The 23,153-nt window shown below is 69.8% G+C and carries 23 protein-coding genes and 1 pseudogene; 11 read left to right on the forward strand and 13 right to left on the reverse strand.

Features of this window, described 5'->3' with window-relative positions; all coding sequences use genetic code 11:
- Positions 1–42 precede the first annotated feature (42 nt).
- Positions 43–225, forward strand: a pseudogene (locus HD596_RS59330) (YceI family protein); the annotation flags it as partial.
- Here HD596_RS59330 and HD596_RS59335 read toward each other — a convergent pair.
- The 5 genes from HD596_RS59335 to HD596_RS59355 all read right to left on the reverse strand — a co-directional run bounded on the left by HD596_RS59335 (position 194) and on the right by HD596_RS59355 (position 6,031).
- Positions 194–664 carry an SRPBCC family protein gene (locus tag HD596_RS59335; RefSeq protein WP_185078072.1) on the reverse strand — a complete coding sequence of 157 codons (471 nt, stop codon included), beginning with the start codon at positions 662–664 and terminating at the stop codon, positions 194–196. The pseudogene HD596_RS59330 and the gene HD596_RS59335 sit on opposite strands and share 32 nt — an antisense overlap.
- A 102-nt stretch (positions 665–766) precedes the next feature.
- Complete coding sequence (locus HD596_RS59340; RefSeq protein ID WP_185078073.1) at positions 767–2,026, reverse strand: class I SAM-dependent methyltransferase; 1,260 nt, start codon at positions 2,024–2,026, stop codon at positions 767–769.
- Positions 2,027–2,029: 3 nt separating this feature from the next.
- Complete coding sequence (locus HD596_RS59345; RefSeq protein WP_185079439.1) at positions 2,030–3,379, reverse strand: FAD-binding oxidoreductase; 1,350 nt, start codon at positions 3,377–3,379, stop codon at positions 2,030–2,032.
- A 133-nt stretch (positions 3,380–3,512) separates the two neighbouring features.
- On the reverse strand, positions 3,513–4,496 hold the full coding sequence (locus HD596_RS59350) for an NAD(P)-dependent oxidoreductase (RefSeq protein ID WP_185078074.1): 984 nt from the start codon (positions 4,494–4,496) through the stop codon (positions 3,513–3,515).
- On the reverse strand, positions 4,493–6,031 hold the full coding sequence (locus HD596_RS59355; protein WP_185078075.1) for a serine/threonine-protein kinase: 1,539 nt from the start codon (positions 6,029–6,031) through the stop codon (positions 4,493–4,495). The genes HD596_RS59350 and HD596_RS59355 overlap by 4 nt, the downstream gene beginning before the upstream one ends.
- Positions 6,032–6,150: 119 nt before the next feature.
- Between HD596_RS59355 and HD596_RS59360 the strand changes: the two genes are divergently transcribed.
- Complete coding sequence (locus tag HD596_RS59360; RefSeq protein WP_185078076.1) at positions 6,151–7,272, forward strand: CaiB/BaiF CoA transferase family protein; 1,122 nt, start codon at positions 6,151–6,153, stop codon at positions 7,270–7,272.
- Here the strand turns inward: HD596_RS59360 and HD596_RS59365 are convergent.
- Positions 7,227–8,468, reverse strand: coding sequence for an FAD-dependent monooxygenase (locus tag HD596_RS59365; protein WP_185078077.1), 1,242 nt, complete (start codon positions 8,466–8,468; stop codon positions 7,227–7,229). The two genes, HD596_RS59360 and HD596_RS59365, sit on opposite strands and share 46 nt — an antisense overlap.
- A 78-nt stretch (positions 8,469–8,546) precedes the next feature.
- Here HD596_RS59365 and HD596_RS59370 point away from each other — a divergent pair, with 78 nt between their 5' ends.
- Positions 8,547–9,065 (forward strand): TetR/AcrR family transcriptional regulator, encoded by a 519-nt coding sequence (locus tag HD596_RS59370; protein ID WP_221520109.1) that lies wholly within the window; start codon positions 8,547–8,549, stop codon positions 9,063–9,065.
- Here the strand turns inward: HD596_RS59370 and HD596_RS59375 are convergent.
- Positions 9,062–9,514 carry a GyrI-like domain-containing protein gene (locus HD596_RS59375; RefSeq protein WP_185078079.1) on the reverse strand — a complete coding sequence of 151 codons (453 nt, stop codon included), beginning with the start codon at positions 9,512–9,514 and terminating at the stop codon, positions 9,062–9,064. The two genes, HD596_RS59370 and HD596_RS59375, sit on opposite strands and share 4 nt — an antisense overlap.
- Before the next feature lie 97 nt (positions 9,515–9,611).
- On the opposite strand from HD596_RS59375, the gene HD596_RS59380 reads away from it, so the two are divergent.
- Positions 9,612–11,051, forward strand: coding sequence for a GuaB1 family IMP dehydrogenase-related protein (locus tag HD596_RS59380; protein ID WP_185078080.1), 1,440 nt, complete (start codon positions 9,612–9,614; stop codon positions 11,049–11,051).
- Positions 11,052–11,059: 8 nt separating this feature from the next.
- Here HD596_RS59380 and HD596_RS59385 read toward each other — a convergent pair whose 3' ends face one another.
- Positions 11,060–11,815 (reverse strand): SDR family NAD(P)-dependent oxidoreductase, encoded by a 756-nt coding sequence (locus HD596_RS59385; RefSeq protein WP_185078081.1) that lies wholly within the window; start codon positions 11,813–11,815, stop codon positions 11,060–11,062.
- 72 nt (positions 11,816–11,887) lie between these two features.
- On the opposite strand from HD596_RS59385, the gene HD596_RS59390 reads away from it, so the two are divergent.
- The 4 genes from HD596_RS59390 (at position 11,888) to HD596_RS59405 (ending at position 16,063) form a co-directional block, all read left to right on the forward strand.
- Positions 11,888–12,262, forward strand: a complete 375-nt coding sequence (locus HD596_RS59390; RefSeq protein ID WP_185078082.1) for an FKBP-type peptidyl-prolyl cis-trans isomerase — start codon at positions 11,888–11,890, stop codon at positions 12,260–12,262.
- Between the two features lie 411 nt (positions 12,263–12,673).
- Positions 12,674–14,197, forward strand: coding sequence for an ATP-dependent DNA ligase (locus HD596_RS59395; RefSeq protein ID WP_185078083.1), 1,524 nt, complete (start codon positions 12,674–12,676; stop codon positions 14,195–14,197).
- Positions 14,198–14,572: 375 nt separating this feature from the next.
- Positions 14,573–15,304 carry a septal ring lytic transglycosylase RlpA family protein gene (locus HD596_RS59400; protein ID WP_221520112.1) on the forward strand — a complete coding sequence of 244 codons (732 nt, stop codon included), beginning with the start codon at positions 14,573–14,575 and terminating at the stop codon, positions 15,302–15,304.
- Positions 15,305–15,364: 60 nt separating this feature from the next.
- On the forward strand, positions 15,365–16,063 hold the full coding sequence (locus HD596_RS59405) for an alpha/beta fold hydrolase (protein WP_185078084.1): 699 nt from the start codon (positions 15,365–15,367) through the stop codon (positions 16,061–16,063).
- A gap of 1,032 nt (positions 16,064–17,095) precedes the next feature.
- Here HD596_RS59405 and HD596_RS59415 read toward each other — a convergent pair.
- Positions 17,096–17,644 carry a DUF1707 and DUF4870 domain-containing protein gene (locus tag HD596_RS59415; protein ID WP_313047493.1) on the reverse strand — a complete coding sequence of 183 codons (549 nt, stop codon included), beginning with the start codon at positions 17,642–17,644 and terminating at the stop codon, positions 17,096–17,098.
- 180 nt (positions 17,645–17,824) lie between these two features.
- Here HD596_RS59415 and HD596_RS59420 point away from each other — a divergent pair, with 180 nt between their 5' ends.
- Entirely contained in the window at positions 17,825–18,172 is a 348-nt protein-coding gene (locus HD596_RS59420) for a hypothetical protein (RefSeq protein ID WP_185078085.1), read from the forward strand.
- Positions 18,173–18,437: 265 nt separating this feature from the next.
- Complete coding sequence (locus tag HD596_RS59425) at positions 18,438–18,698, forward strand: alpha/beta hydrolase fold domain-containing protein (RefSeq protein WP_313047709.1); 261 nt, start codon at positions 18,438–18,440, stop codon at positions 18,696–18,698.
- A 90-nt stretch (positions 18,699–18,788) separates the two neighbouring features.
- On the opposite strand, the gene HD596_RS59430 is transcribed toward HD596_RS59425, so the two are convergent.
- Positions 18,789–19,856, reverse strand: coding sequence for a DUF4192 domain-containing protein (locus tag HD596_RS59430; protein ID WP_185078087.1), 1,068 nt, complete (start codon positions 19,854–19,856; stop codon positions 18,789–18,791).
- Here HD596_RS59430 and HD596_RS59435 point away from each other — a divergent pair.
- Entirely contained in the window at positions 19,855–20,055 is a 201-nt protein-coding gene (locus HD596_RS59435) for a hypothetical protein (RefSeq protein ID WP_185078088.1), read from the forward strand. The two genes, HD596_RS59430 and HD596_RS59435, sit on opposite strands and share 2 nt — an antisense overlap.
- A 962-nt stretch (positions 20,056–21,017) precedes the next feature.
- Here the strand turns inward: HD596_RS59435 and HD596_RS59440 are convergent.
- The 3 genes from HD596_RS59440 to HD596_RS59450 are packed head-to-tail and all read right to left on the reverse strand — an operon-like array spanning position 21,018 to position 23,110.
- Positions 21,018–21,752 (reverse strand): EI24 domain-containing protein, encoded by a 735-nt coding sequence (locus HD596_RS59440; protein WP_185078089.1) that lies wholly within the window; start codon positions 21,750–21,752, stop codon positions 21,018–21,020.
- A 10-nt stretch (positions 21,753–21,762) separates the two neighbouring features.
- Positions 21,763–22,344 (reverse strand): Maf family protein, encoded by a 582-nt coding sequence (locus HD596_RS59445; protein ID WP_185078090.1) that lies wholly within the window; start codon positions 22,342–22,344, stop codon positions 21,763–21,765.
- Between the two features lie 34 nt (positions 22,345–22,378).
- Entirely contained in the window at positions 22,379–23,110 is a 732-nt protein-coding gene (locus HD596_RS59450) for a DUF937 domain-containing protein (RefSeq protein WP_185078091.1), read from the reverse strand.
- Positions 23,111–23,153: the final 43 nt, after the last annotated feature.

Raw genomic sequence — 23,153 nt, forward strand, 5'->3', positions numbered from 1 at the left:
GGGTCCGCGGCGTGCCCCGGCAGGTCACCGTCTTTCGAGGGCAGCACCGTGATCAACCGCAAGGACTTCGGCATCACGTACAACGCGGTTCTGGAGACGGGCGGCGTGATGATCTCCGAACAGGTCACGCTCGAGTTCGACCTGTCGGCCGTCAAGGCCGCCGCCGACCTCCAAGGACACTTCAGGCAAGCGGTCACCGCATGGCGGCTTCGGTCGTCTCCTTGATGTACGCGTTCCGCAGCAGGATCAGCCTGGTCAGGTAACGCCGCAGGACGAGAGCGTCGGCGAGAGCGCCCAGGGGACCGGCGGGCGCGGCGAAGTCGACGACGTCCTTCATGAGGGTCGCCTCGACGCCGCTGTCGGGTGCCGGTTCGAAGGTGTGCGCGTGGCGCCAATGCCGGAACGGGCCGCTTACCTGTTCGTCGACGAAGTACGAGGGCCGGACGTGGGCGCTGATCGTCGAGGTCAGGTGCCAGGTGAGGCCGAAGTGCCGCGCTCGCCACGTCACTTGGTCGCCCAGGGAGAGGACTCCGGAGGTGACCCCCGCGACTGCCTGCTCGCGCGAGCCGCGCATGGAGGAGGTGTGCAGCTCGACCGACAGGGACGCGTCGAAGACGACCGGCGGCGGCGCGAGGACCAGGGTGGTCACTTCGAAGCGGGACATGCGCGGATCTTAACCATCACGCGAAAGGCGTCACCGTGCGGGTGCGGCGACTCCCTTGGGAGGCGCCGGCTGAGTGCTCGGCGCCGCCCAAGGCGAAGGGGTTCAGGGCCAGTTGAGGGCCGGGCGGAGGGGGACGCCGGAGCGGCCGTTCTTGTCGAGCTTGACGCCCAGCACCTGGTGCAGCTGGACCTTGTTGCGCTCGAAGCCCACGATGCAGCCCGCCATGTACAGGGCCCACACCCGGGCCGTGCCCATGCCGACCTCCTCGACCGCGTCCGACCAGTTGGCGTCGAGGTTGTCGCACCAGTGGCGCAGCGTCTTGGCGTAGTGCTCGCGCAGGTTCTCCTCGTGGCGGATCTCGAAGCCGGTGTCCTCCATCTGCCGGACCAGCCAGCCGACCGACTCCAGCTCGCCGTCGGGGAAGACGTACCGGTTGATGAAGCCGCCCTTGTTGAACGTCTTCTCCTTGCCGGTCGGCCGCGTGATGCAGTGGTTGAGGATCCGGCCGCCCGGCTTGAGCTTGCCGTACAGGAACTGGAAGTACGACGGGACGTTGGCCTTGCCGATGTGCTCGGTGAGGCCGATCGAGCTGACCGCGTCGAAGTTCGACTCCTTGACGTCGCGGTAGTCCATGAAGCGGACCTCCGCCAGGTCCTGCAGGCCCGCGTCCGCGATGGCCTTCTGGGCCCACTCGGCCTGCTGGCGGCTCAGCGTCACGCCGAGGGCCTTGACGCCGTAGTGCTTGGCGGCGTGCATGACCATCCCGCCCCAGCCGCAGCCGACGTCCAGCAGGCGCATGCCCGGCTTGAGGTCGAGCTTGCGGGCCACCAGGTCGAACTTGGCGTACTGGGCCTCCTCGAGCGTCGCCTCCTCCGAGGGGAAGACGGCGCACGTGTACGCCATGGACGGCCCCAGGACCCACTCGTAGAAGCGGTTGGAGACGTCGTAGTGGTGGTGGATGGCCTCGGCGTCACGCTGCTTGGCGTGCCGGGAGCCCAGTTTCGCCAGGGCGCTCTGGCGCATCTCCTGTGGGGGTGGTGGCACCCGCATGAGGAGTGGTTTGACGCCGAGGGCGCGGACGGCGGCGATCTTCTCCTGGGTGGTCAGGTCGTTGGTGGTGATGTTCCACATGCGGTCGAGCAGGGCGTACATGTCGCCGTGCACGTCGATGTGGCCGGAGATGTACGCCCTGGCCAGGCCCAGCTCCCCGGGCGCCTGCGCCAGATAGGCGACCGCGATCGGCGACTTGACCTCGATGCACAGGTCGGACCCGTCCGGACCCGCCTTGCTGCCGTCGTACGCCTGGAACGCGACGTTCGCTTCCGAGCCGACGATTTTCTCAAAGATGGTTGCCAGCGCCACAGTTCACCTTCCCGCTACACATTTTTCGTAGAGGTCAAGCAGGCGACCGTTCGGGTCGTATTCCCGCTTGACAGGCCAGTAGGCGTCGCCGTTGTACAGCTGCCAGAACTGCTCGCGAGCGTAGAACGAGGTCGAGTAGAGCGACTTGTGACCGTCGAGCTCGTGCACTTCGCGCTCGATCAGCCGGTTGTAGTAGCCGTCGAACTGCCCCCGCGGCAACGGCACCATGCCCCAGAATCCGAAGTTGACGTAGAGCCTGCCCGGCTCCAGAGGGTAGAGCGGCCAGCGCGAGCTCGCACGCAGCGGGCACATCCACACCGGTGTCATGCCCACCTTGTCGTGGAAGAACTCCAGGAACTCCGCCCCCCGCTCGACCGGAGCCTCCACGTCCTGGATCACGGACTCCTGCACGGGCTGGTCGCGCCACCTGTCGATGCGGGCGGTGACGCCGTACTTCCGGTCCAGCGCCACCAGGCGGCGGTAGACGTCGGAGCGCATCCAGCGGCGCGGCATGAGGGAGCGCACGACGGGCTGCTGCACGCCGAACGCCCGCGAGCACCAGAACCAGTCGGTGTCCCAGCGCCACAGGTAGTCGCGCACGCTCAGCCAGTCGCGGTTGCGCTGCCGGATCGACTGGTAGTAGATGCGCATCCCCGTGTAGTCCGAGACATAAGGCGCACGCTCGGCGAACCGGCCGACCGTGATGTACATCTCCCCCGGGGTGAAGTAGACGCCGTCGACGAAGTCGACGCTCTCCCCGTCGTGCACCATGCTGTCGCAGATCTCCTGCAGGGCCAGCATGCACTTGGCCGCATCCGTGAACTTGACGTGCGTGAGACGCACGTACGGCTGGACCTTGCGGAGCTTGATCCGGATGCGCAGGGCGTAGCCCAGCGTGCCGTAGGAGTTGGGGAACGCCCGGAAGAGCTCCCGGTGCTCGTTGTCGTCGCGGGCCACGATGACGCGCCCGTCACCGGTGAGGATCTCGAGCTCCTCCACCGACTCGTGCGGCAGGCCGTCCCGGAAGCTCGTGGACTCGATGCCGAGCCCGGTCACGGCGCCGCCCAGCGTGATCGTCTTGAGCTGCGGCACCACGTACGGCATGAGCCCGTACGGCAAGGTGGCGTCCACCAGGTGCTCGTACGTCGTCATGCCCTGGACCTCGGCCGTCATGGTCTCAGGGTCGACGCTGATGACCTCGTCGAGATCCCTGGCCGAGAGCTTGGCCGTCCTGCCGCCGTCGCGGAACCTGAAGAGGTTGGACGTGGACTTGGCCAGGCGCGGGGCGGCACCGCCCGGGATCTCGGCGTACGACTGCCGGATCTGCTCTACTGCCCGTTGGTGTGTCGACATCTTCGTCGTCACGGCACAAGCACCCCCTTGAGCTGGTAGAGATCGTCCGTAAGAAGGTATCTCCCGTGGGCGACCTCGAATAGACCGGGGTCGTTAAAGACACGAAAACTGTTCATAGTGACAGGTGAAATGCCTAAGTGGTAGGCGATTGCGTAAACTTTCTGCGGATCGTGGAGCTTACGCCATTGAGTACGTTCTGCACCTCGCGACCCCCGACAGCGGCGCTCAGGTTGTCCAGGGTGGCCGTGAGCAGACGGCCCGTGGCCTCGGGCGTGACGCCCGCGACATGCGGCGACAGCAGGACGTTGGGGAGGTCCCTCAGCGGGTCGTCGGCCGGCAGGGGCTCCACGTCGAACACGTCGAGCGCCGCGCCGCCCAGGTGCCCCTCGCGCAGGGCCGTGACGAGCGCCCGCTGGTCCACGACGCCACCCCGCGCGGCGTTGACGAGCAGGGCACCCTGCTTCATGCGGCCGGGGTCGACGAGGCCGCGGGTCTCCTCGGACAGCGCGATGACCACGACGAGCACGTCGCTGGAGGAGATCAGCTCCGGCAGGTCCGTGAAGCCGGGGTCCTCGCGGGGCGTGCGCGTCCAGTAGGAGACCTGGCAGCCGAGGGCGCGGAACATCTCCGCGCAGGTGGCGCCGATCGGGCCGTACCCGACGATGCCGACGCGGCGCCCGCGCAGCTCGTAGGGCTGCAGGCCCTGCTGCGGCCACTCACCCGCGCGTACGGCGGCGTCGGCGGCGGCCAGCTTGCGCGACAGCGAGAGCGTGGCCGCCAGGCACCACTCCGAGACCGCCCCCGCGCTGACGCCCGGCGTGTTGGCCAGCGGCACCCCGGCCGCCGCCAGCGCGTCGAGGTCGTGGCCGTCCACGCCCACGGACGGCTGCTGCACGAACGCCAGCAGGGGCGCGGCCTTGACCGCCTGGGCGTCCATCGCGAGCGTGCCCGTCCAGTCGCCGAGCACGATCTCCGCCTCCGGCAGCGCGGCCAGCAGGGCGTCCCTGTCGCGGGCCGCCGGCACGCGTACGGTCACCTGGTCGCCCAGCGGGGCGAGCAGGTGGCGCATGAGCTCTTCGGGGAGCGGGGGCAGAGCGAGCAGGTTCCAGTGGCTCATGCCCCCACAGTAAAGCTGCTGATCACCTGCCGCATCAGTCCCTTGTTACGCATCCACTGGGCCTCGTTGACCGTCCAGGACAGGATGTACGTCGTCTCGCCGATCGCGACGGCCCGGCGTACCTCGTGGTACCGGGTGCCCGGCGTGGCCCACGGGGCGTCGCCGCCGGTGCCCGCGGTCCAGGAGAACTCCCACTCCACGGCCTTCGTGCCCTGGTGCACGACGACCCTGCGGCCGCGGTTGACGACGTTCTGGGCGTTCTGCGTGACCGTTTCCTGCGCGTCGCGCATGAGCTGGTGCGGGTCGGCGGAGGAGTAGACGGCCTCCACCCCGAGATGCGCGTTCCGGTCCCGGCGCGTCCACTCGGTGTAGGCCTCCTTGAGGGCTCCGCGCCAGCCGGTGGGCCGCATGATGGACCAGCCGTCCCGCGACTTCCACGCGCGCACGATCGGGACGGCCCGGGTCACGCTGGGCGTCGGGGTGGGTGTCGCGCTCGGCGCCGGCGTGTCCGTGGCCGCCGGCGTGAGCGGGCGGGTCGCGGCGGCGGGCTGAGCGGTCTGCCGCGGGGCGCCCTCCGCCGGGGACGCCAGCTTGAAGTACGCCACCGACCCGCCCGCGATCACCAGGACCGCCGCGGCGGCCGCCGCGAGCACGGCACGGCCCCGGCCGCCGCCCCGTTTGCGCTCCGGCACGTCCCGGTCGTCGCTCGCGGGCTTGGCCGCGAGGATCGCCTGGAGCAGCCGGTCGGCCTCCGCGGCGTCGACCCGCTGCTCCGGCTCCTTCTGCAGCAGCCCGCGCAGGATCGGGTGCATGATCGGCGGGATCCTGCGGTAGTCGGGCTCCTCGTTGAGCAGCGCGTTGAGCGTCGCCATGGGGTCGCCCCGCTCGAACGGCGAGCGGCCCACCATGCACGCGTACAGGGTGGCGCCGAGCGACCACAGGTCGGAGGGCGGTCCCGCGTGCTCGGCGCGGACCCGCTCGGGAGCCAGGAAGCTCGGCGAGCCCGTGACCATGCCGGTCTTGGTGAGCGACGAGTCGCCCTCGGCGGTGGCGATGCCGAAGTCCATGAGCACGGCCCGGCCGTCCTCGGCCATCAGGATGTTGCTCGGCTTGACGTCGCGGTGCAGGATGCCCACCTCGTGGGCGGACCGCAGCGCGGACAGCACCTGCCGGCCCAACTCGGCCGCCTCCCGCACCGGGAGTGCGCCGGAGGTCAGCACGACCTCCTCCACCGTGGGGTGGCGCAGCAGCTCCATCACGATCCACGGACGGCCGCCCTCCTCGACGACGTCGTAGATCGCGACGACGGACGGATGGCTCAGCTTGGCCGCGGTGCGAGCCTCACGGGCGGTCCTTAAAAGCTGGCGCTCCTGCTCGCCCGGCGACAGCCCGTCGGGCAGCAGCACCTCCTTTATGGCGACCTGCCGGTTGAGCAGGGTGTCCTGCCCCTCCCAGACGACGCCCATGCCCCCGCGGCCCAGTTCGCGTACTAACTGGTAGCGTCCCGCGATGAGCCGGTTGCTATCCGAAACCATGTCCTACCCCTGTTGACCACCCGAACACAGTGGGCAAGTTTCCCATACCTCCCACCTTCTCGCCGGAAGGTCGCGAAGGCCGCTTGCGATAGATCACCGAAGGTTGTTCTACTGGGGAGATGCCTGACGTTCACAGCGGCCCGCTCGCCGGGGTACGCGTACTGGAGCTCGCAGGGCTCGCACCTGGGCCGTTCGCCGGGATGATGCTGGCCGACCACGGCGCCGAGGTGCTGCGCGTGGACCGCGTCAAGGCGGTCTCCGACCGGCCGCGCGGCGATGTCATGGATCGCGGCAAGCGCACGATCGGGCTGGACCTGAAGTCCCCCGAGGGCGTGGCCGCGTTCAAGGAGCTGGCGCGGCACGCCGACGTCGTGATCGAGGTGTTCCGCCCGGGCGTGGCCGAGCGGCTCGGCATCGGCCCCGGCGACCTCCACGCGGTGAACGAGCGGCTGGTCTACGGCCGGATGACCGGCTGGGGCCAGGACGGGCCGCTCGCGTCCACCGCCGGTCACGACATCGACTACGTGGCGATCTCCGGCGTCCTGTCGATGCTGGGGCGCGCGGGCGACCGGCCGACCCCGCCGATCAACATCCTCGGCGACTTCGCCGGCGGCGGGCTGATGCTGGCGTACGGGGTCCTGCTGGCCCTGTTCGAGCGGGAGCGCACCGGCAAGGGGCGGGTGATCGACGCGGCCATGGTGGACGGGGCGGCGATCCTGTTCTCGATGTTCTACCAGGCGGCGCAGAGCGGCCACTGGGGGCCGCGCGGCACGAACCTGCTCGACACGGGCGCGCCGCAGTACGACACGTACGAGACGGCCGACGGCGGGTTCGTGGCCGTGGGCTCGCTGGAGCCGCAGTTCTGGGACGCGATGGTGAGCCTGATGGGCCTGACCGATCTGCCCGACAGGAACGACAGGGCCCAGTGGCCGGCGCTGAAGGCACGCCTGGCCGAGGAGTTCGGCAAGCGCACGCGGGCCGAGTGGGAGGCGCTCTTCGAGGGCTCGGACGCGTGCGTCTCGCCCGTCCTGTCCATGGCCGAGGCGCCCCACCATCCGCACAACGCCGCCCGGGGCTCCTTCGTCGAGGTCGGCGGCGTCACCCAGCCGGTGCCCGCGCCCCGCCTGCTCGGCGCGCCCCGGCCGGACCTCTCCCCCGCCACCCGCCTCACCGACCTGTCGGGGTGGGGGCTGTCTCAGGAGGAGGCGGACAAACTCCGCGGCCAGGGGGTGCTCGCGTAGTCCTTCAGCACGATCGAGTCGTGCAGCCGCACGCCCTTGCTGCTGACCTTGGCGGCTGCCGTGGTGAGCGCGACCGGCAGGTGGTTGATCAGGCGCACCACCGCGCCCAGCGCCCAGAGGTCGAACCGGCTGCCGGGGACGATCCTCTTGGCCGCGTTGACGGCGAACGTACGGCTGCGGCGCACGTAATCGCCTATCTCGGCCTCGTAGGCGGGAAAGGCCCGCGTGTGGTCGCCGCCGTGGGCCGCGAGCTCGCCCGCCAGCACGTACGCCCCGACGACCGCCAGGCTCGTGCTCCCGCCGACGGCGGGGCCGGGGCAGTACCCGGCGTCGCCCACGAGCGTCACCCGGCCGCGTGACCAGGTGTCCATGCGCAGCTGCGTGATCGAGTCGAAGTAGAAGGCGGGCGTGCGCTCCAGCTCCGCCAGCAGCCGCGGCACCTGCCGGCCCATCCCCTCGAAGTGCTCGCGCAGCAGCTCCTTCTGCCGGGGGATGTCGCGGTGGTGGTAGTCGAGCTGCCGCGGCGTCCTGAACAGGAACACCGCCCGCGCGTCGTCCCCGTGCACGGAACCGATCCCGGCCATCCGGCCCGCCCCCGCGATGACCTCCGTCCGGCCGTCGAGCCCGACGTAGCCGGGCACCGAGACGACGGCCAGATAGGCGCCGATCCACGTGGCGAAGTCCGACTCGGGGCCGAAGACCAGGCGGCGGACGTTCGAGTGCAGGCCGTCGGCGCCGACGACCAGGTCGTACGTGTCCGTCCTGCCGCTGTCGAAGGTGACCTCTCCATCGTCGCCGCCATCGCCGGAGATCGAGGCGATGGAGTCGCCGAACACGTAGTCGACGTCGTCCCTGGTGGCGTCGTAGAAGATCTCGCTCAGGTCGTCGCGCATGATCTCGACGTGCCGGTCGGAGACGGCGCTCATCATGCGGCGCAGCTCCAGCTCGATGGGCCGCGACCGGCCCTCCCGGTACATCGTGAGCCGCTCGATGCCGGTCTTCTCCGCCATGACCTGCTCCAGCAGGCCCATCTTCTCGACGATGTCCATCGCCGGCCTGAACAGGTCGACGGCGTGGCCGCCGGTCTTCCTGAGCGCCGGGGCCCGCTCCACGACGGTGACGGTGAAGCCGTACCTGGTGAGCCAGTACGCGAGGACCGGGCCCGCGACGCTCGCTCCCGAGATGAGGATCCGCATGACCGCCTCCTTACTTAACGGATGGTAAGTGCCACGCTAGCAGCTTACTTAACGATAGGTAAGGGGTATTCTTCAGCCATGCCCAGTGACACGCGGACGCGCATCCAGGAGGTGGCCCGCGAGCTGTTCGTCTCGCAGGGCGTTCAGAACACGAGCCTGCGCCAGATCTCAGACCGGCTGGGCATCACCAAGCCCGCGCTCTACTACCACTTCGCCTCGCGTGACGACCTCGTACGCAGCATCGTCCAGCCAATGGTGGAGGACATCGAGCGGTTCGTCGCCACGCGTCAGCCCGGCGACGCCCGGCAGCTGCTCGAGGACTACTTCGAGCTGATCTGGCGGCACCGCGAGGTGACCATGATGATGGTGCGGGAGCTGTCCGTGCTGGGCTACCTCGACCTGGGCACCCGCATGTTCGACTGGCGGCGGCGGATCATCGCGCTGCTGCTGGGCCCGGAGCTCACGCAGGCGCAGCACATCCGGGCGACGGTGGCGCTGGGCGGCATGTCCGACTGCTCGGTGGAGTACGCGAACCTGCCGGTCGAGGAGGTCAAGCCGGCGGCCGTCGAGGCGGCGGCCGCCGCGCTCGGTCTCTAGATGGCCAGATAGAGGTCCACGCCGTCCGGGTGGTGGACCTCGAGGTCAGTGGTGAACGCGCGGGACGGCGTACCCCCTGACTCGGTGTGCTTCCACACCTGCTGCCACGTGTCGACGAGGGCCTGCGGCATCGGGCCGCGGACCTCCAGCCGCAGCGACGGCCCCGCCGGCACGCGCACGGCCACCATGCCCTCCGGCAGCCGCGGCACGGTGCGCACGCCGGTGCCGATGATCTGCGTGTACGCGCCGTGATGGTCACTCTCGTAGTCGGTCAGCACCGCGTACAGGTTCTCGTCGACCCGCCCCGGCACGTGCGCGAAGGCCCCTGGAGCGCCGGCCCGCTGCCACAGCACGGGCAGCTTCGCCCGCGACGGATCCATCTCCTCCGCATTGGTGGTGCGTATGGCGAAGCCGACCACGATCAATTCACCCCGTTCAGTGACGTCCACAGGGCCCTCCCTCCCCCAAATGTGTCCGGGCCGATCATAAGCCCCCGCCAAAGGCGGAAACCCCTCAATGCGTGGTCACCACATAAGATGAATGAACGTGAAGTTTCTCAACGACCTCGAGCCTCATTACGATCTGACCTATAGCGACGTGTTCATGGTGCCGTCGCGATCCGCGGTCGGTTCGCGGCTCGCAGTCGACCTGTCAACGAACGACGGCACGGGCACCACCATTCCCGTCGTGGTGGCGAACATGACCGCGGTCGCCGGCCGGCGCATGGCCGAGACCGTGGCACGGCGGGGCGGCATCGCCGTGATCCCGCAGGACATTCCGCAGGACGTCGTGACCGACGTCGTCGACTGGGTCAAGAAACGCGACCTCGTACACGACACGCCGCTCACCCTCACCCCGCACGACACCGTCGGCGAAGCGCTGCAGCTGCTGCCCAAGCGGGCGCACGACGCGATCATCGTGGTCGACTGGGACAACCGGCCGGTCGGGGTCGTGACCGACGCCGACTGCCAGGGCGTCGACATGTACACCCAGCTCTCCCAGGTCATGTCGAGCGAGCTGCTGACGCTGCCCGCCGGGCTGGACCCGCGCGCGGCTTTCGAACGGCTGCACGGCGGCCGCCACCGGCTGGCCCCCGTCGTCGATCCCGGCGGGCGGCTGGTCGGCATCCTCACCCGCCTCGGCGCCCTGCGCGCCACCCTCTACCAGCCCGCGATCGACGCGCAGGAACGGCTGCGCATCGCGGCCGCGGTCGGCGTGAACGGCGACGTGGCCGCCAAGGCCAAGGAGCTGCTCGACGCCGGGATCGACTGCCTGGTCGTGGACACCGCGCACGGCCACCAGGAGAAGATGATCTCGGCCCTGCGCGCCGTCAAGGCCCTCGACCCCGGCGTGCCCGTCGTGGCGGGCAACGTGGTGACGGCGGAGGGCGTGCGCGACCTGGTGAACGCCGGGGCCGACATCCTCAAGGTCGGGGTCGGTCCCGGCGCGATGTGCACGACGCGGATGATGACCGGGGTGGGCCGGCCGCAGTTCTCCGCCGTGCTGGAGTGCGCGGCCGAGGCCCGGCGGCTGGGCCGGCACGTGTGGGCGGACGGCGGGGTACGCCATCCGCGCGACGTGTCGCTGGCCCTGGCCGCGGGGGCGTCCAACGTGATGATCGGCTCATGGTTCGCGGGGACGTACGAGTCGCCCGGAGACACCCACACCGATGCGAACGGGCGCAAGTACAAGGAGAACTTCGGCATGGCCTCCGCGCGGGCCGTGCGGCTGCGGACGGCCGACGACTCGGCGTTCGAGCGGGCCAGGAAGGCGCTGTTCGAGGAGGGCATCTCGACCTCCCGCATGTACCTGGACCCGAAGCGGCCGAGCGTGGAGGACCAGATCGACGGCATCGTGGCGGGGCTGCGGTCGGCGTGCACGTACACGGGGGCGTCGAACCTGGAGGAGTTCCACGCGCAGGCCGTGGTCGGGATCCAGAGCTCGTCCGGCTACGCCGAGGGGATGCCGCTGCACCAGAGCTGGTGACTCCGTGTTCAGGTGCGGCGCCAGCCACCGGCGGCGTGGATGCCGCCGTCCACGTGCAGCGTCGCCCCCGTGACGAACCTGGCCAGGTCGCTGGCCAGGAACACGGCCGCGCCGGCGGCCTCCTCCGGGCCGCCCAGCCGGCCGAGCGGCGGGACGCGTACCGGCTCGTAGGGCAGGGGGCGGGCCAGCATGCGCTCGCGCACGCCGGACTCGCCCTCGGTCCGCAGGGCGTCGGGCGCGATCGCGTTCACCCGGATGCCCCTGGGAGCCAGCTCCAGGGCGAGCGTCTTCGTCAGGCTCTCCAGGCCGGCCTTCATCGCCGCGTACACCGCGAACCCCGGGGCCGCCTGGTGGCCCTCGCTCGAGGTCACGTTGATGATCGACGCGCCTGGCGACATCATCGGCAGCAGCCGCCTGATCATGCCGGTGACCTGCGTGAAGTTCTCCTCGATGAGGATCTGCTCGCCGCGGGGCGAGGTGTCGGCGAACGCCGCGTGGAAGGTGCCGCCCGCGTTGTTGACCAGGATGTCCACGCGACCCCACCGCTCGCGGATGGCCTGGGCGAAGATCTCCACTGCCACGTGGTCGCGTACGTCGAGCTTCATCGCCAGCTCGGCCCGCGGCTTGTCGCGGTCGCACACCGCGACATGAGCGCCGAACGCGGCGAACGTCTCCGCGATCGCCAGCCCGATGCCCCTGGCCGCCCCGGTGACCACGGCCACGCGCCCCGTGAGCAGGATCCCATCCGGAGAAAGGGCGGTCATGAACGATGACGATATCCCGACCGCATAGAGTCGTCGGGTCTCATCATCAGCAATCATCAACAGGAGCACTTCGTGGCACTCGAAAAGCCCGAGATCGACTTTCCCGAGGGCAACCCGCCCGCCGACCTGGAGATCGTCGACCTGACCGTGGGCGACGGCCCGGAGGCCAAGCCCGGCCACAACGTACGCGTCCACTACGTGGGCGTGGCCTTCTCGACCGGTGAGGAGTTCGACGCGTCGTGGAACCGCGGCGACGCGTTCGAGTTCCCGCTCGGCGCGGGCCGCGTCATCGCGGGCTGGGACCAGGGGGTCGCGGGCATGAAGGTCGGCGGGCGGCGCAAGCTCGTCATCCCGCCGCACCTCGGTTACGGCAGCCGGGGGGCCGGGGCGCGCATCAAGCCGAACGAGACGCTCATCTTCGTCGTCGACCTGCTCGGCGTCAGCTAACACCCTCACCGGGGCGGGCCACCCAACCAACCCGGCCCGCCCCACCCCTCCCCAGCCCCCACCGTTCCAGCCCTGCCCCTCCTCCCCACACTCTCCCCCGCATCCCCTACACGCCCCGCCCCGATACGCCAGCCCACCCCGCTACGGCGATTGCCCACCTCACCGTGACAGCCTCACCGTGACGACCCCTGGCGCATATCAACGTGGCGCCGAGTCACCCTCCCCCCTCCCCGAAACGAAAAGACCCGCCCCATACCCGCGCGAAAACCCCTCAACGAGGGCCCAATACGCGACGCCCGCGCGAGGATCCCAAAAGGGGACCAACCATACGAGGGGCCGTTCCGGGAACGAGGCAGACACTTGGCCGATATCGGGTGGGGAAATGTCGGTTCCGTGAGGCAACATAGGCGTGTGCTTCTGATCGACGTGGTCCGGGTCTCCGAGGCGATAGCGCGCACATCCGCTCGGCTCGGCAAGGTGGGCCATCTGGCGGAGCTGCTGGGCCGGGTCGGCCCGGAGGAGGCGGAGATCGCGATCTCGTACCTCTCGGGCGAGCTGCCCCAGCGGCAGGTGGGCGTGGGCTGGCGCACGTTGGAGGACATCCCCCAGCCCAAGCTGGCCGCCACCGCCACCCTGACCGCGGTCGACGAGCTGCTGAGCAGGATCAAGGCGGTTTCCGGGCCGGGCTCGCAGGCCGCCCGCAAGGCGCTGGTGGCCGAGCTGTTCGCGGGCCTGACGAGCCAGGAGCAGCAGTTCATGCGCCGGCTGCTGTTCGGCGAGCTGCGGCAGGGCGCGCTCGACGGCGTCATGATCGAGGCGGTGGCCAAGGCGTCCGGCGCCCCGTCAGCCGACGTGCGGCGCGCGCTCACGCTGCGCGGCTGGCTCCCCGCCGTCGGAGCGGCCGCGCTGAGCGGCGGGATCGAGGCGCTGCGCGCGTTCCGGCTGCAGGTGGGGCAGGCGGTCTCGCCCATGCTGGCGGGCAGCGCGCCCAACGTGGCCGCCGCGCTGGAGAAGGCCGGCGCCCCCGCGGCGCTGGAGTGGAAGCTCGACGGCATGCGGGTGCAGGCCCACCGTTCGGGCTCCGAGGTCAAGGTTTTCACGCGTACGCTCGACGACGTCACGCCGCAGGTTCCCGAGCTGGTCGAGGCCGTGCTCGACATGCCGTACGACGATCTCGTGCTGGACGGCGAGGTGATCGCGCTGCGTCCCGACGGGCGGCCGCACCCGTTCCAGGTGACGGCGAGCCGCGCGACCAGCAAGACCAACGTCGCCCAGCTGCGCGAGCAGACGCCGCTGAGCGTGTTCTTCTTCGACGCCCTGCGGGTGGACGGGGTCGACCTGCTCGATCTGCCCTATTCGCAGCGCCAGGAGGCCCTGGCCCGCGCGGTCCCGCAGGGGCTGCTGACGCCGCGGATGGTGACGGGGGACGTGGCCGAGGCGGAGAAGTTCTTCACCGATGTGGTCAAGGCAGGCCACGAGGGCTTGGTGGTCAAGTCCCTGGCCTCTCCCTACGCGGCCGGCCGCCGGGGCGCCGGATGGATCAAGGTCAAGCCGCGCCACACGCTCGACCTGGTGGTCCTGGCCGCCGAATGGGGTCATGGGCGGCGCGAGGGCAAGCTCTCCAACCTCCACCTCGGGGCGCGTGACCCTTCGGGCGGGTTCGTGATGCTCGGCAAGACGTTCAAGGGCCTGACGGACGAACTGCTGGCCTGGCAGACCGAGCGCTTCCTCCAGCTGGCCGAGGGGCCCACCGACAGCTGGATGGTCACGCTGCGGCCGGAGCTGGTGGTGGAGATCGCGTTCGACGGGGTCCAGCGCTCCCCTCGCTATCCCGGCGGCATGGCCCTCCGTTTCGCCCGGGTCCTGCGCTACCGCCCGGACAAGCGCGTCGAAGACGCCGACACGGTCGACACCGTGCGCTCCTTGATGTTGTAGCCCGGCCTGCCTGAACTCAGGAAGCGACAACCCGCCAAAAGAACAAATCCACGCAGAACCAACGGCTTGATCACCCGGACATCGACCCACCGATCCCCCAAGCTGCACCATTTCCCGATCAAGACCGCTTTCTCGCGTTTCCCAGAACCCCAAAGATCCACGGCGTACGCTGGGCGTTCTTAGCAATCTTGCGACTTAAGTGAGATATGTCACTGGTTGTCGCATTAAGTTGCCTTTACTCGGGCTTTGTCGCATATGTTCGTCCTCACTGCGCGGGATCCCCCTCCCCGCCTACGGATCGGCCGCCGTGCGCCCTCCACCCCCTCCGGCCCGGCCTTTCCCTGCCCTATCCCCTAGCTAGGACTGTGGTTTACCTTGGGCCAGCATTCCCTCAAGCCGACCCCTCAGTACCGCAAGCTCATCGCAGGCAAGCGCCGCTGGATCACCCTCGCGGCCGGCGCCGCCGTCGTGGCCGCCGCCTCCACCGCCGCCTGGGCCGCCATGGACACCACCGGCTCGCCCAACCACCCCTCGGCCGCGCCGACCCCCCTCCAGGCCAAGCCCCTGAACGAAGCCGCGCGCCAGGCAACCCCCCAATCACCCTCCCCACTCCCCAAGCCCGCGGCAGCCCGCCCGAAGCCCGCAAAGTCCCCGGCGACCGCCCAGCCGAACACCACCGCCTCCCCAACGACGGCCTCCTCGAGCCCGGCCGCCAAGCCCACGGCGACCAAGCGCTCAACCCCCGGCACCACCGAAACCGCGTCCCCCGCGCCTGTAAAGGCCACCAAATCCCCGGCCCACAAGCCGAAGACCCGCGTACTCTCATCCGGCACCTGCGGCGCCTCCTACTACGGCGACCCCCAGATGACAGCCAGCGGCGAACGCTTCGACCCCTCGGCCCTGACCGCCGCCCACAAAACCCTCCCCCTGGGCAGCAAGGTCCGCGTCACCAATCCCGGCACCGGCGAATCGGTCACGGTCCGCATCAACGACCGCGGCCCGTACGTGGGCGGCCGCTGCCTCGACCTCTCCGAAGCCGCCTTCTCCGCCATCGGCAACACCGGCGCCGGCGTCATGCGCGTCAAGTACGAGGTCCTGTCCCGCTAGGGCGCGTATCGAAAGTGTTCAGGGCGGGCGGTTGTCAGGCTGCTCCGTTACGGTGCAGCCATGGCGAATTTCGTACTGGTTGCAGGCGCCCGGCTCGGGGCGTGGGCGTGGGACGAGGTGGCGCCGTATCTGCGCGCAGCCGGCCAGGGCGCCCACCCGTTGACGCTGTCCGGTCTTGCCGACAAACGGGGTGTGCCGGCTGGGCAGCAGACCCATGTCCAGGACATAGTTGACGAGGTCGAAGGCCAGGATCTGCGCGACGTTGTCCTGGTGGGCCACAGCTACTCGGGCATCCCGGTCGGTCAGGCCGCGGAGCGGATCGGTGACCGGCTGGCCCACGTGGTCTTCGTCGATTCCAGCGTTCCAGCCGATGGCGAGGCGTTCGTCTCCGCCTGGCCGGATGGTGGGGCGATGGTGAAGGCATCGATCGCCGAGAACGGAGGATTTTGGCCGCTCGTGCCCGCAGCGCACTACGACGGCCACGGCCTCACCGATGAGCAGATCGCACGAATCTTGAGTGGCTCGACGCCGCACCCGGGCGCCACACTGACCGAACCCGCCGTGCTGGCACGGCCACTTGACGAACTCCCGGCGACGTACATCCAATGCCTGCTCGCCGGAGCCGAGCCCAGCGACGACGTGGCCAAGCTGCTGACCAGCAAGCACTGGCGGCTGGTCGAGATGGACACCGGCCACTGGCCGATGTTCTCCCAGCCGCGCGAACTGGCGCAGATCTTCCTCGAAGCAGCCGGAGAGTGACCGCGGGCCCATGCTCGCAGGGCTCCTTCCGGGCGTGCACCGCGTGCGCTGGTCACAGCCACTCATTGATGGCTGCGACGAGAACAGTGGCCTCGTAACGGACGGCAAGTTTCTCGTAGCGGGTGGCCACCGCTCAGTGTCTCTTGAGCCGGTTGATCCCGCATTCGACTGCGTGGCGCTCGCGGTAGTCGGTCTTGTCGAACTTCGGCGGCCGACCACCGCGGGAGCCGAGCTTCTTGCGGTTGCGGGCCCGGTCGGCCTTGTCCGGGATCGTGCAGCGAACCCCGCGTCGGCGCAGGTAGGCGCGATTCTTGCGGGCGGCGTACGCCTTGTCCCCGCCGCCGCGCCGCGCACCCCCGCGAGCAGTCCGGTCACCGCAGCCCCGTCACCGCAGCCCCGTCATCGCAACTCCCTCAACCTGGCCACGTCACGCCGGCCCCGCCGCGCAGTCCCATCACCGCAGCCCTGTAGCTCCAGCTCCCTCACCCCAGCCCCGCCACCGCCGCCACGCCACGCACCCCCGCCCAGCACCCCCATTCACCGCAGTCCCCCTATCGCAGTTCCGTGACCGCGGCCCACTTCACCGCCTCTGAACCACGCGGCCATTCAGCGTGACCCCCACCCACACCAGCCCCCAACCTCGGAACCCACCCCAAAGCCAGCCGACGCGGCCGGGTTACTGAACCAGCACATGCCCGCCATCAAGCCCCAACGCTGAGACTCCCCTCAAGGCCGGCTGGCGCGCGGTCGTCACACCAAACCAGCGCCCGCCCGCATCAAGCTTCCACCCGAACACCCACCCCCGAACCAACCGGCGCAGCCGTTCTGCCGAACCGGCACATGCCCGCATCAACCCCCGCCCCAGCCACTCGCCCCAAAGCCAGCAGGCGCGCGGTCGTTGCGCCAAACCAGCGAGCTCCTTCCGCTCAACCCCATCCCAGCCCGCACTCCGACGAGGCTTGGCTGGAAGGGGTCCTTTGCTGGGTTGGACCAGGTCGGGCTCGTATGGATCTCAGGTGCTGGCGAGTCGAGTCACTTCACCAGGCGCAGCGTCATCGGGTAGCGGAAGTTGCCTTCCGTCAGGGACGTAATGCCGCCGACGATGGAGAGGACGACGGCGGCGACCCAGATGAACGGGATCAACACGACACCGATGACCGTGAACGGCAGGAGAACCGTGGCACCCACCACCGTGAGCTGGAAGTTGAGTGCCTCGAGCGCCTGCCTGCGGATGTAGGGCGAGGTCTTGGCGCCGGTGAGCAGCAGGATCAGAGGGCCGGCGATCGGGATGCCGACGACCAACAGCAGGTGGCCGACCGCGGCGGCGAGACGTTCGTTGCTCTCCGGCGCCCGCTCGGGGCGAACCGGAGGCGGGAGCGGGACGAGCCGGGGTACGGCTTGAGTGCCGTACAGCTCGCTCATGATGGGCATCAGGTCACCGTGCGTGCGCGCTGTCATCGCGCGCTCCAGCCGGTCGTCGAACTCGAGCTTGTCGAAGCGGCCCTCCGCGTAGGCGGCCTTGACGTGCTCGACCACGTGCTCTCGGTCCTGGTGGGTGACGCGCAGATGAGCTGGCGGCACCTGTCCCGGCCCAGGGGTTTGCGGTACCCCAGCCATAATCGTCATGCCTCTCCTCTGAGAATCGGGCAGTCACCTCTCATACTGCGTCCCTCGGACCCTCGGTGCTATCGGGAGAATCCCGGATGTGACCCCTAGATCATCCCCGACGCGCGGAAGCTCCAGACGGTATAAAAAGGATGCATGAGATGGCGAGACCGCTACGGCATTCGTCGATGGCGCGGCCCCAAGATCGCGAAGTTCGACCGTGAGGCGACTGACGCTGACATCGAAGCGCTTATCGCTTTTGCCCGCTCGCGGCGCGGCGTCGAGTTTTACGTCGAGCCAGAGACTTTCGCCACCGACACGACCGCCGTGGCGGTCGCCGACGACGGCGAATGGACCAGGCGCAGGGTCGGCTCGCCTGCTGTCATCCACAAGGTTGCCCGTGATCTTGCCCTCCCGGTTTATGACGTTCAACTCACCGGCTATCCGCCACGCATGCGCGCTTACAACGAGCGCCGCCGCCGCGAAGAAGACACCGGCAGCTAACCCCCGGCGGCCCGCCATGCCGCGATCCTGGCGCAAACCCTGCGCGACTGCCTGCCCGGCGGATGGATGGGCACCCGGATCGCCACCACGCCATTGACGCCGTCCGCCAACGGCCCACCCGTTGGCGGGCCGCTGAATAGCGATTGGCGCCGGGCCCCCCGCTCGACGCCAACGACGGCCAGGACGTCGTCGACCGGGGCGTGCTCGACCATGTTCGTAGGCGGATCTGGCCGTCGTCCGGGCGGATCAGGGCCCTCGGTCTCCTATCCACGGCGATCTACGCGGGCTGGTGTCGCCGCTGCTGGTCGTCGTCGGCTCGAAAGAGGTTCTTCTCGGTGACGCGCGGCGGTTCGCGGAGGCGGTGTCCGACGCCGCGGGAACAGTCAACCTCGACATCTACGACGGCAGGCCGCATGCCTTCCACGTGAGCGTCCTCGGGGGCGAGCCGCTTCCCAGCGCCGTGCCCTTGCTCCGCCGCGTGACGGAGTGGAGCAGTTCACTTGCCGTTCGGGAGCACGCGATCTGAGAAGCAACTTCCATCCGTCCGCCATGCGGATCAGGCCGTCGAACGGTGTTGTTGCTCGGTGGTCTCGATCGGTGCGCTTGTGGGCGGGCGTCATTGGGGTGGGGTGTGGGGGTCGTCTTCGTCCAGGAGGTTCACCAGGGGGAGGAGCCAGGAGGCGTGGGGTGGGCCCATGGCGGCGTCGAGTTCGGCCGGGGTGGGGAGGCGGTCTCGGAGGATCGTGGGAGACAGGAGGTTTTGGAGGGCGTGCATGAGGAGGTTGGCCATCGAGTAGGTGGGGTCGATGGTCAGGGCGCGTTCCAGGGCGATGGTGGCCTGGACGTTGTTTCCCGCGCGCCAGGAAGCCATCGCCAGAAGGGATGCGGCCGGTGGGATGAAGCGGTGCTCCAGCCTGCGGGTCAGGTCCTTCCAGAGGAGTACGTGGGAATCTTGCATGAGAGTCCAGGCCTCGTCGCGGGCTCGGGTGATCGATAGGGCCAGGCCCAGTTTCGCCGCCTCCGCGTCGTCCAGGCGGCCGCCTTCCTCGTGGGTTTGGAGGGCTGATCGGACTCTGTCCAGGCTTTCGGCGATGAACTGCGTCGCGAAGGTGTCGAGGTTTGTGGTGACTGTCAGGTCGGCCCGGAGTTCTGCGATCGCGTCGGCTGTGGCCCGGCGCATGGCCATGCGTACGGGGCCTGCGATGGGGGCGATGGTACGTTCCAGGGATTCGCGATCGGGGAGGGCCACGAGGCCGCGGATGGTCGCCTCGGCGGCGATCTGGCTGGTGGTCAGGTCGTACGGAGTGCCTTCGGCCGGGCAGCATGTCGCGAGGTCGCAGATGTAGGACCAGTAACGGCCCTCGTGTGCTCGTAGCGCTTCGCCTACGTGGAGTTCGGTCTTGGCGGCGAGGAGTCTGGCCTCGTCGGCTGCCGGTGTCACCAGCTCCCCTGGGCCGTAGCCGACGATGACGATCTCTGTCACGCCCTCTCGGTCGAAGACGGGCTCCAGGGAGGCGAGGGTGCCCGGTGGGAACGGGAGGCTCCATCTGGCTACCAACTTGGCCTGGCGGCGGTCGAGGCCGATCACGATGAGGCTGGTCTTCGGGTGGAAGCCGACGAGGTATGGCACGGCGGCCAGGATGTCGGTGGGGCTGGTGAGGGTCAGGCAGGGCTCCGGCGACATGAAGCCGCTCGATGATGAGGGGGACGCGGAGGAGCAGGAGGAAGAAGGTGACGTCAGGGAGGGTGACAGCGACGGCGAGGGCGAAGGCGAAGGAGCGGCGGTGGTGGGGCTGGAGTCCTCGGAGGTGGAAGGGGGAATGGGGTTGGGCGGCGGGGTGGTTGCGGGGGTGGTGGAGTGGTTGGTCGTCATAGGCCCTTAGGGTGCCTGGGCGATGGCTGCGGGATGACGCCCGAATGCGGTTCTGGGGATGGTGGGGGTGCGCAGGCGGGGGTTGTGGATAACTGCCCGTCGGCTTTCGGCTGGGGCTTGGCTCGGGCAACAGAAGCGGCCGGGAGGCGCCATGCGAAGTGGGCGGAGCCGAAGGGAGCGCGCTGCAGGGTGGTGGACGGAGTCAAGGGGTGGGTGGGCGGGGGGTGCGGCGCTGGCGGTGAAGGCGCTGGCCGTGGAAGGGGCTGCCGTAAGGGGCCTGTTGTGGAGGGACGCGCTGCCGTGGAGGGCGGGGCTGGACCAGGGCCTGCCGTGGGGGGCGGGGCTGGACGGGGGCCTGCCGTGGAGGGGCGGGGCTGGACCGCGGAGGGGCGCGCGGCCTCCCGTGTGGAGGAGTGGGGCGTGCCCGTGGAGCGAAGCTGAACCGTGTGGAGGGATGAGGGCCTGCCGTGGAGGGGCCGAAGCTAGACCGTGGAAGGGCGGGCGGCCTGCAGTGGACGGCGGGGCGGCTGGACCGGGCCTGCGGTGTGGAGGGACGGGGCGGGGCTGGACCGTGGAGGGGCGGCGTGCTCGGCGTGCGCTGTGGAGGGACGGAGCATGCTGTGGAGCGGGACTGGATCTGGAGGGGCGGAAGCCTGCTGTGGGGCTGGGCTGTGGAGGGGCTGGGCCATGGAGACGCTGGACCGGGGAGACGCTGGGCCATGGAGACGCTGAGCCATGGAGACGCTGGGCCATGGAGACGCTGGGCCATGGAGACGCTGGGCCATGGAGACGCTGGACCGGGGAGACGCTGGGCCATGGAGACGCTGGACCGGGGAGACGCTGGACCGGGGAGACGCTGGACCGGGGAGACGCTGGACCGGGGAGACGCTGGCGGTGAAGAGGCTGAAGGGGTGAGGCTTAGGGGGATGCTGCTGAGGGGGGTGGGGCTGGGGGGACGGGTGGAAGTGAGGGTTATGGGGTGGGGGTTAGGTGGGTGCGGACGAGGAGGGCGGCGCCGGCTACGGCGGCGGGCATGGCGATGACCGCGACGAACGGCACCAGGAACAGCAGGAACACCACCACCCCGAACCCCAGCGCACTGGCCTTGTTCGCGCGCAACAGCGCGAAGCGTTGCTTGCGGGCCATCCCCCTCCGCTCCAGCGCCAGGGTGGTGAGCTCCACCGTCAGGAAGAAGCCCGAGACGAGCGCCCCGAGCACCGGCACCACCGTCTGGCCGACCACCGGGACGAAGCCCAGGAAGAACAGCGGGATCGTGAAGAGGAGCACGTAGAACAGCGTGATCAGGCTGTCCCTGAGCGAGCGCGGCAGGGTGCGCCACCACGGCTGCTCGTCGGCGGCCGCAAGCGGGTCCACCTCGGCCGACAGCCGCTCGTAGAACGGCTCCCCGATCGCCAGGGTGAGCGCGGTGAAGGTCAGTACGGCCAGCGCCAGCCCTCCGAGGAACAGCAGGATCCCCACCAGCGTCCGGAACAGGTCACGCCAACCCCACGACTCCGCGAACGGCGTCAGGAACGCGGCCAGGTCGGTGGCGTGCGTGCCCAGCAGGATCAGCGCCGCGACGTACACCGCGAACGCGATCAGCGCCGGGATCAGCCCGAACAGCCACCACCGCCCGTGCCTGGCGACCCACCCCAACCCCTGGAAGAAGAAGCCGACGCCGGACGTGAAGTCGCGCAGTGATCGCATGCCCGGCAGGCTAGCGCCAGAACGACGTCACCGCGTAGCCCAGCTCCGCGAACAGGCCGTGCAGCAGGGGCAGCGAGATGCCGATCACGTTGCCGTGGTCGCCTTCGATGCCCTCGATGAACCACCCGCCCCGCCCGTCGATGCTGAAGGCCCCCGCCACGCTGAGCGGCTCCCCCGTGGCGATGTACGCGGCGATCTCCGCGTCGGACGGCTGGCCGAAGCGGACCACGGTGGTGGCGACCTCCGCCGCCTGCCTGCCCGCGGCCACGTCGATCACGCAGTGGCCCGTCACCAGGCGTCCCGTGCGCCCGCGCATGAGCCGCCACCGCTCGGCGGCCTCCTCCGGCGTGGCGGGCTTGCCGTACGGACGGCCGTCCAGCTCCAGGATCGAGTCGCAGCCGATGACCAGGCCCTCGTCGAGCTCGTTCGCGACCGCCTCCGCCTTGGCCTTGGCGAGCACGAGGCTGAGTGCCGCGGGGGTGTGCGCGGAGAACGAGTCCTCGTCGACGCCGCTGACGATCACCTTGGGGTCGAGCCCGGCGCTGCGGAGGAGGGCGAGGCGGGCGGGGGAGGCTGAGGCCAGAACGATCACCGCATAAGCCTACCGTTGACCTGCACCGCGTCATTCACCAGTCGGGGTTCGAGGTGCCGGGGGCCACCTCATGCGAGTCTCCCTCCTCGTGGCCGTCCGGGGCGCCACGCCGGCCCGCAATGCCGGTGCCGATGCCAGTGCTAGTGCCAGTGCCGGTGCCAGTGCCGGTTCCGGTTCCGGTGCCGGCGCCCGTGCCGGTGCCCGTGCCGAAGGGTGAGTGGGACTCGTACGGGCCGCCCTGCGCGGGCACCCCGCCGCCGAAGACGGCGTCCAGCAGACCCTGGAGCAGCTCGCCCAGCTCATCCGGCCGGGCCGCCTGCTCGCGGTCCAGGTCGTCGGCCAGGGTGCCCGCGTTCATGCCGCGGCTCCCGGCCCGGTCGGCGAGCAGGGACATGATCATGGGCGCGACGAGGGGCAGCAGCCTCATGATGAGCCCCGGGTCGACGCCGGTGAACCGGGCCAGCCCGTCCGCGGCCTGCTCCGTGCCCTGGCCGCCCAGGACGTGGCCGAGGATGCTGTGCCCGTCGCGGGTCAGCGAGGCCACGTCGCCGGTGAACGGGTCGGTGTCCACGTGGTCGTCCAGGGCCGCGCGCAGGGCGTCGGCGCCGTCCGGGTGACGGGCGTTGCGGGCCAGGCCCCCGACGATGACGCCCGACACGGCCTCGACCACGTCGCGGGCCATGGTCGTGTCCGTGCCGAGCATCCCGGCGATCTGCTCCAGCCCTGAGTCTCCGAGTTCGGCGAGGAGCTCGTCAGTCAGCGTCACGACAGTCCCCCGATCGTTGTTCCGGGAGAGCTGCCCTGACAGG

Source organism: Nonomuraea jabiensis, from assembly GCF_014204795.1.
In the GTDB taxonomy this organism is placed as follows: Bacteria; Actinomycetota; Actinomycetes; order Streptosporangiales; family Streptosporangiaceae; genus Nonomuraea; species Nonomuraea jabiensis.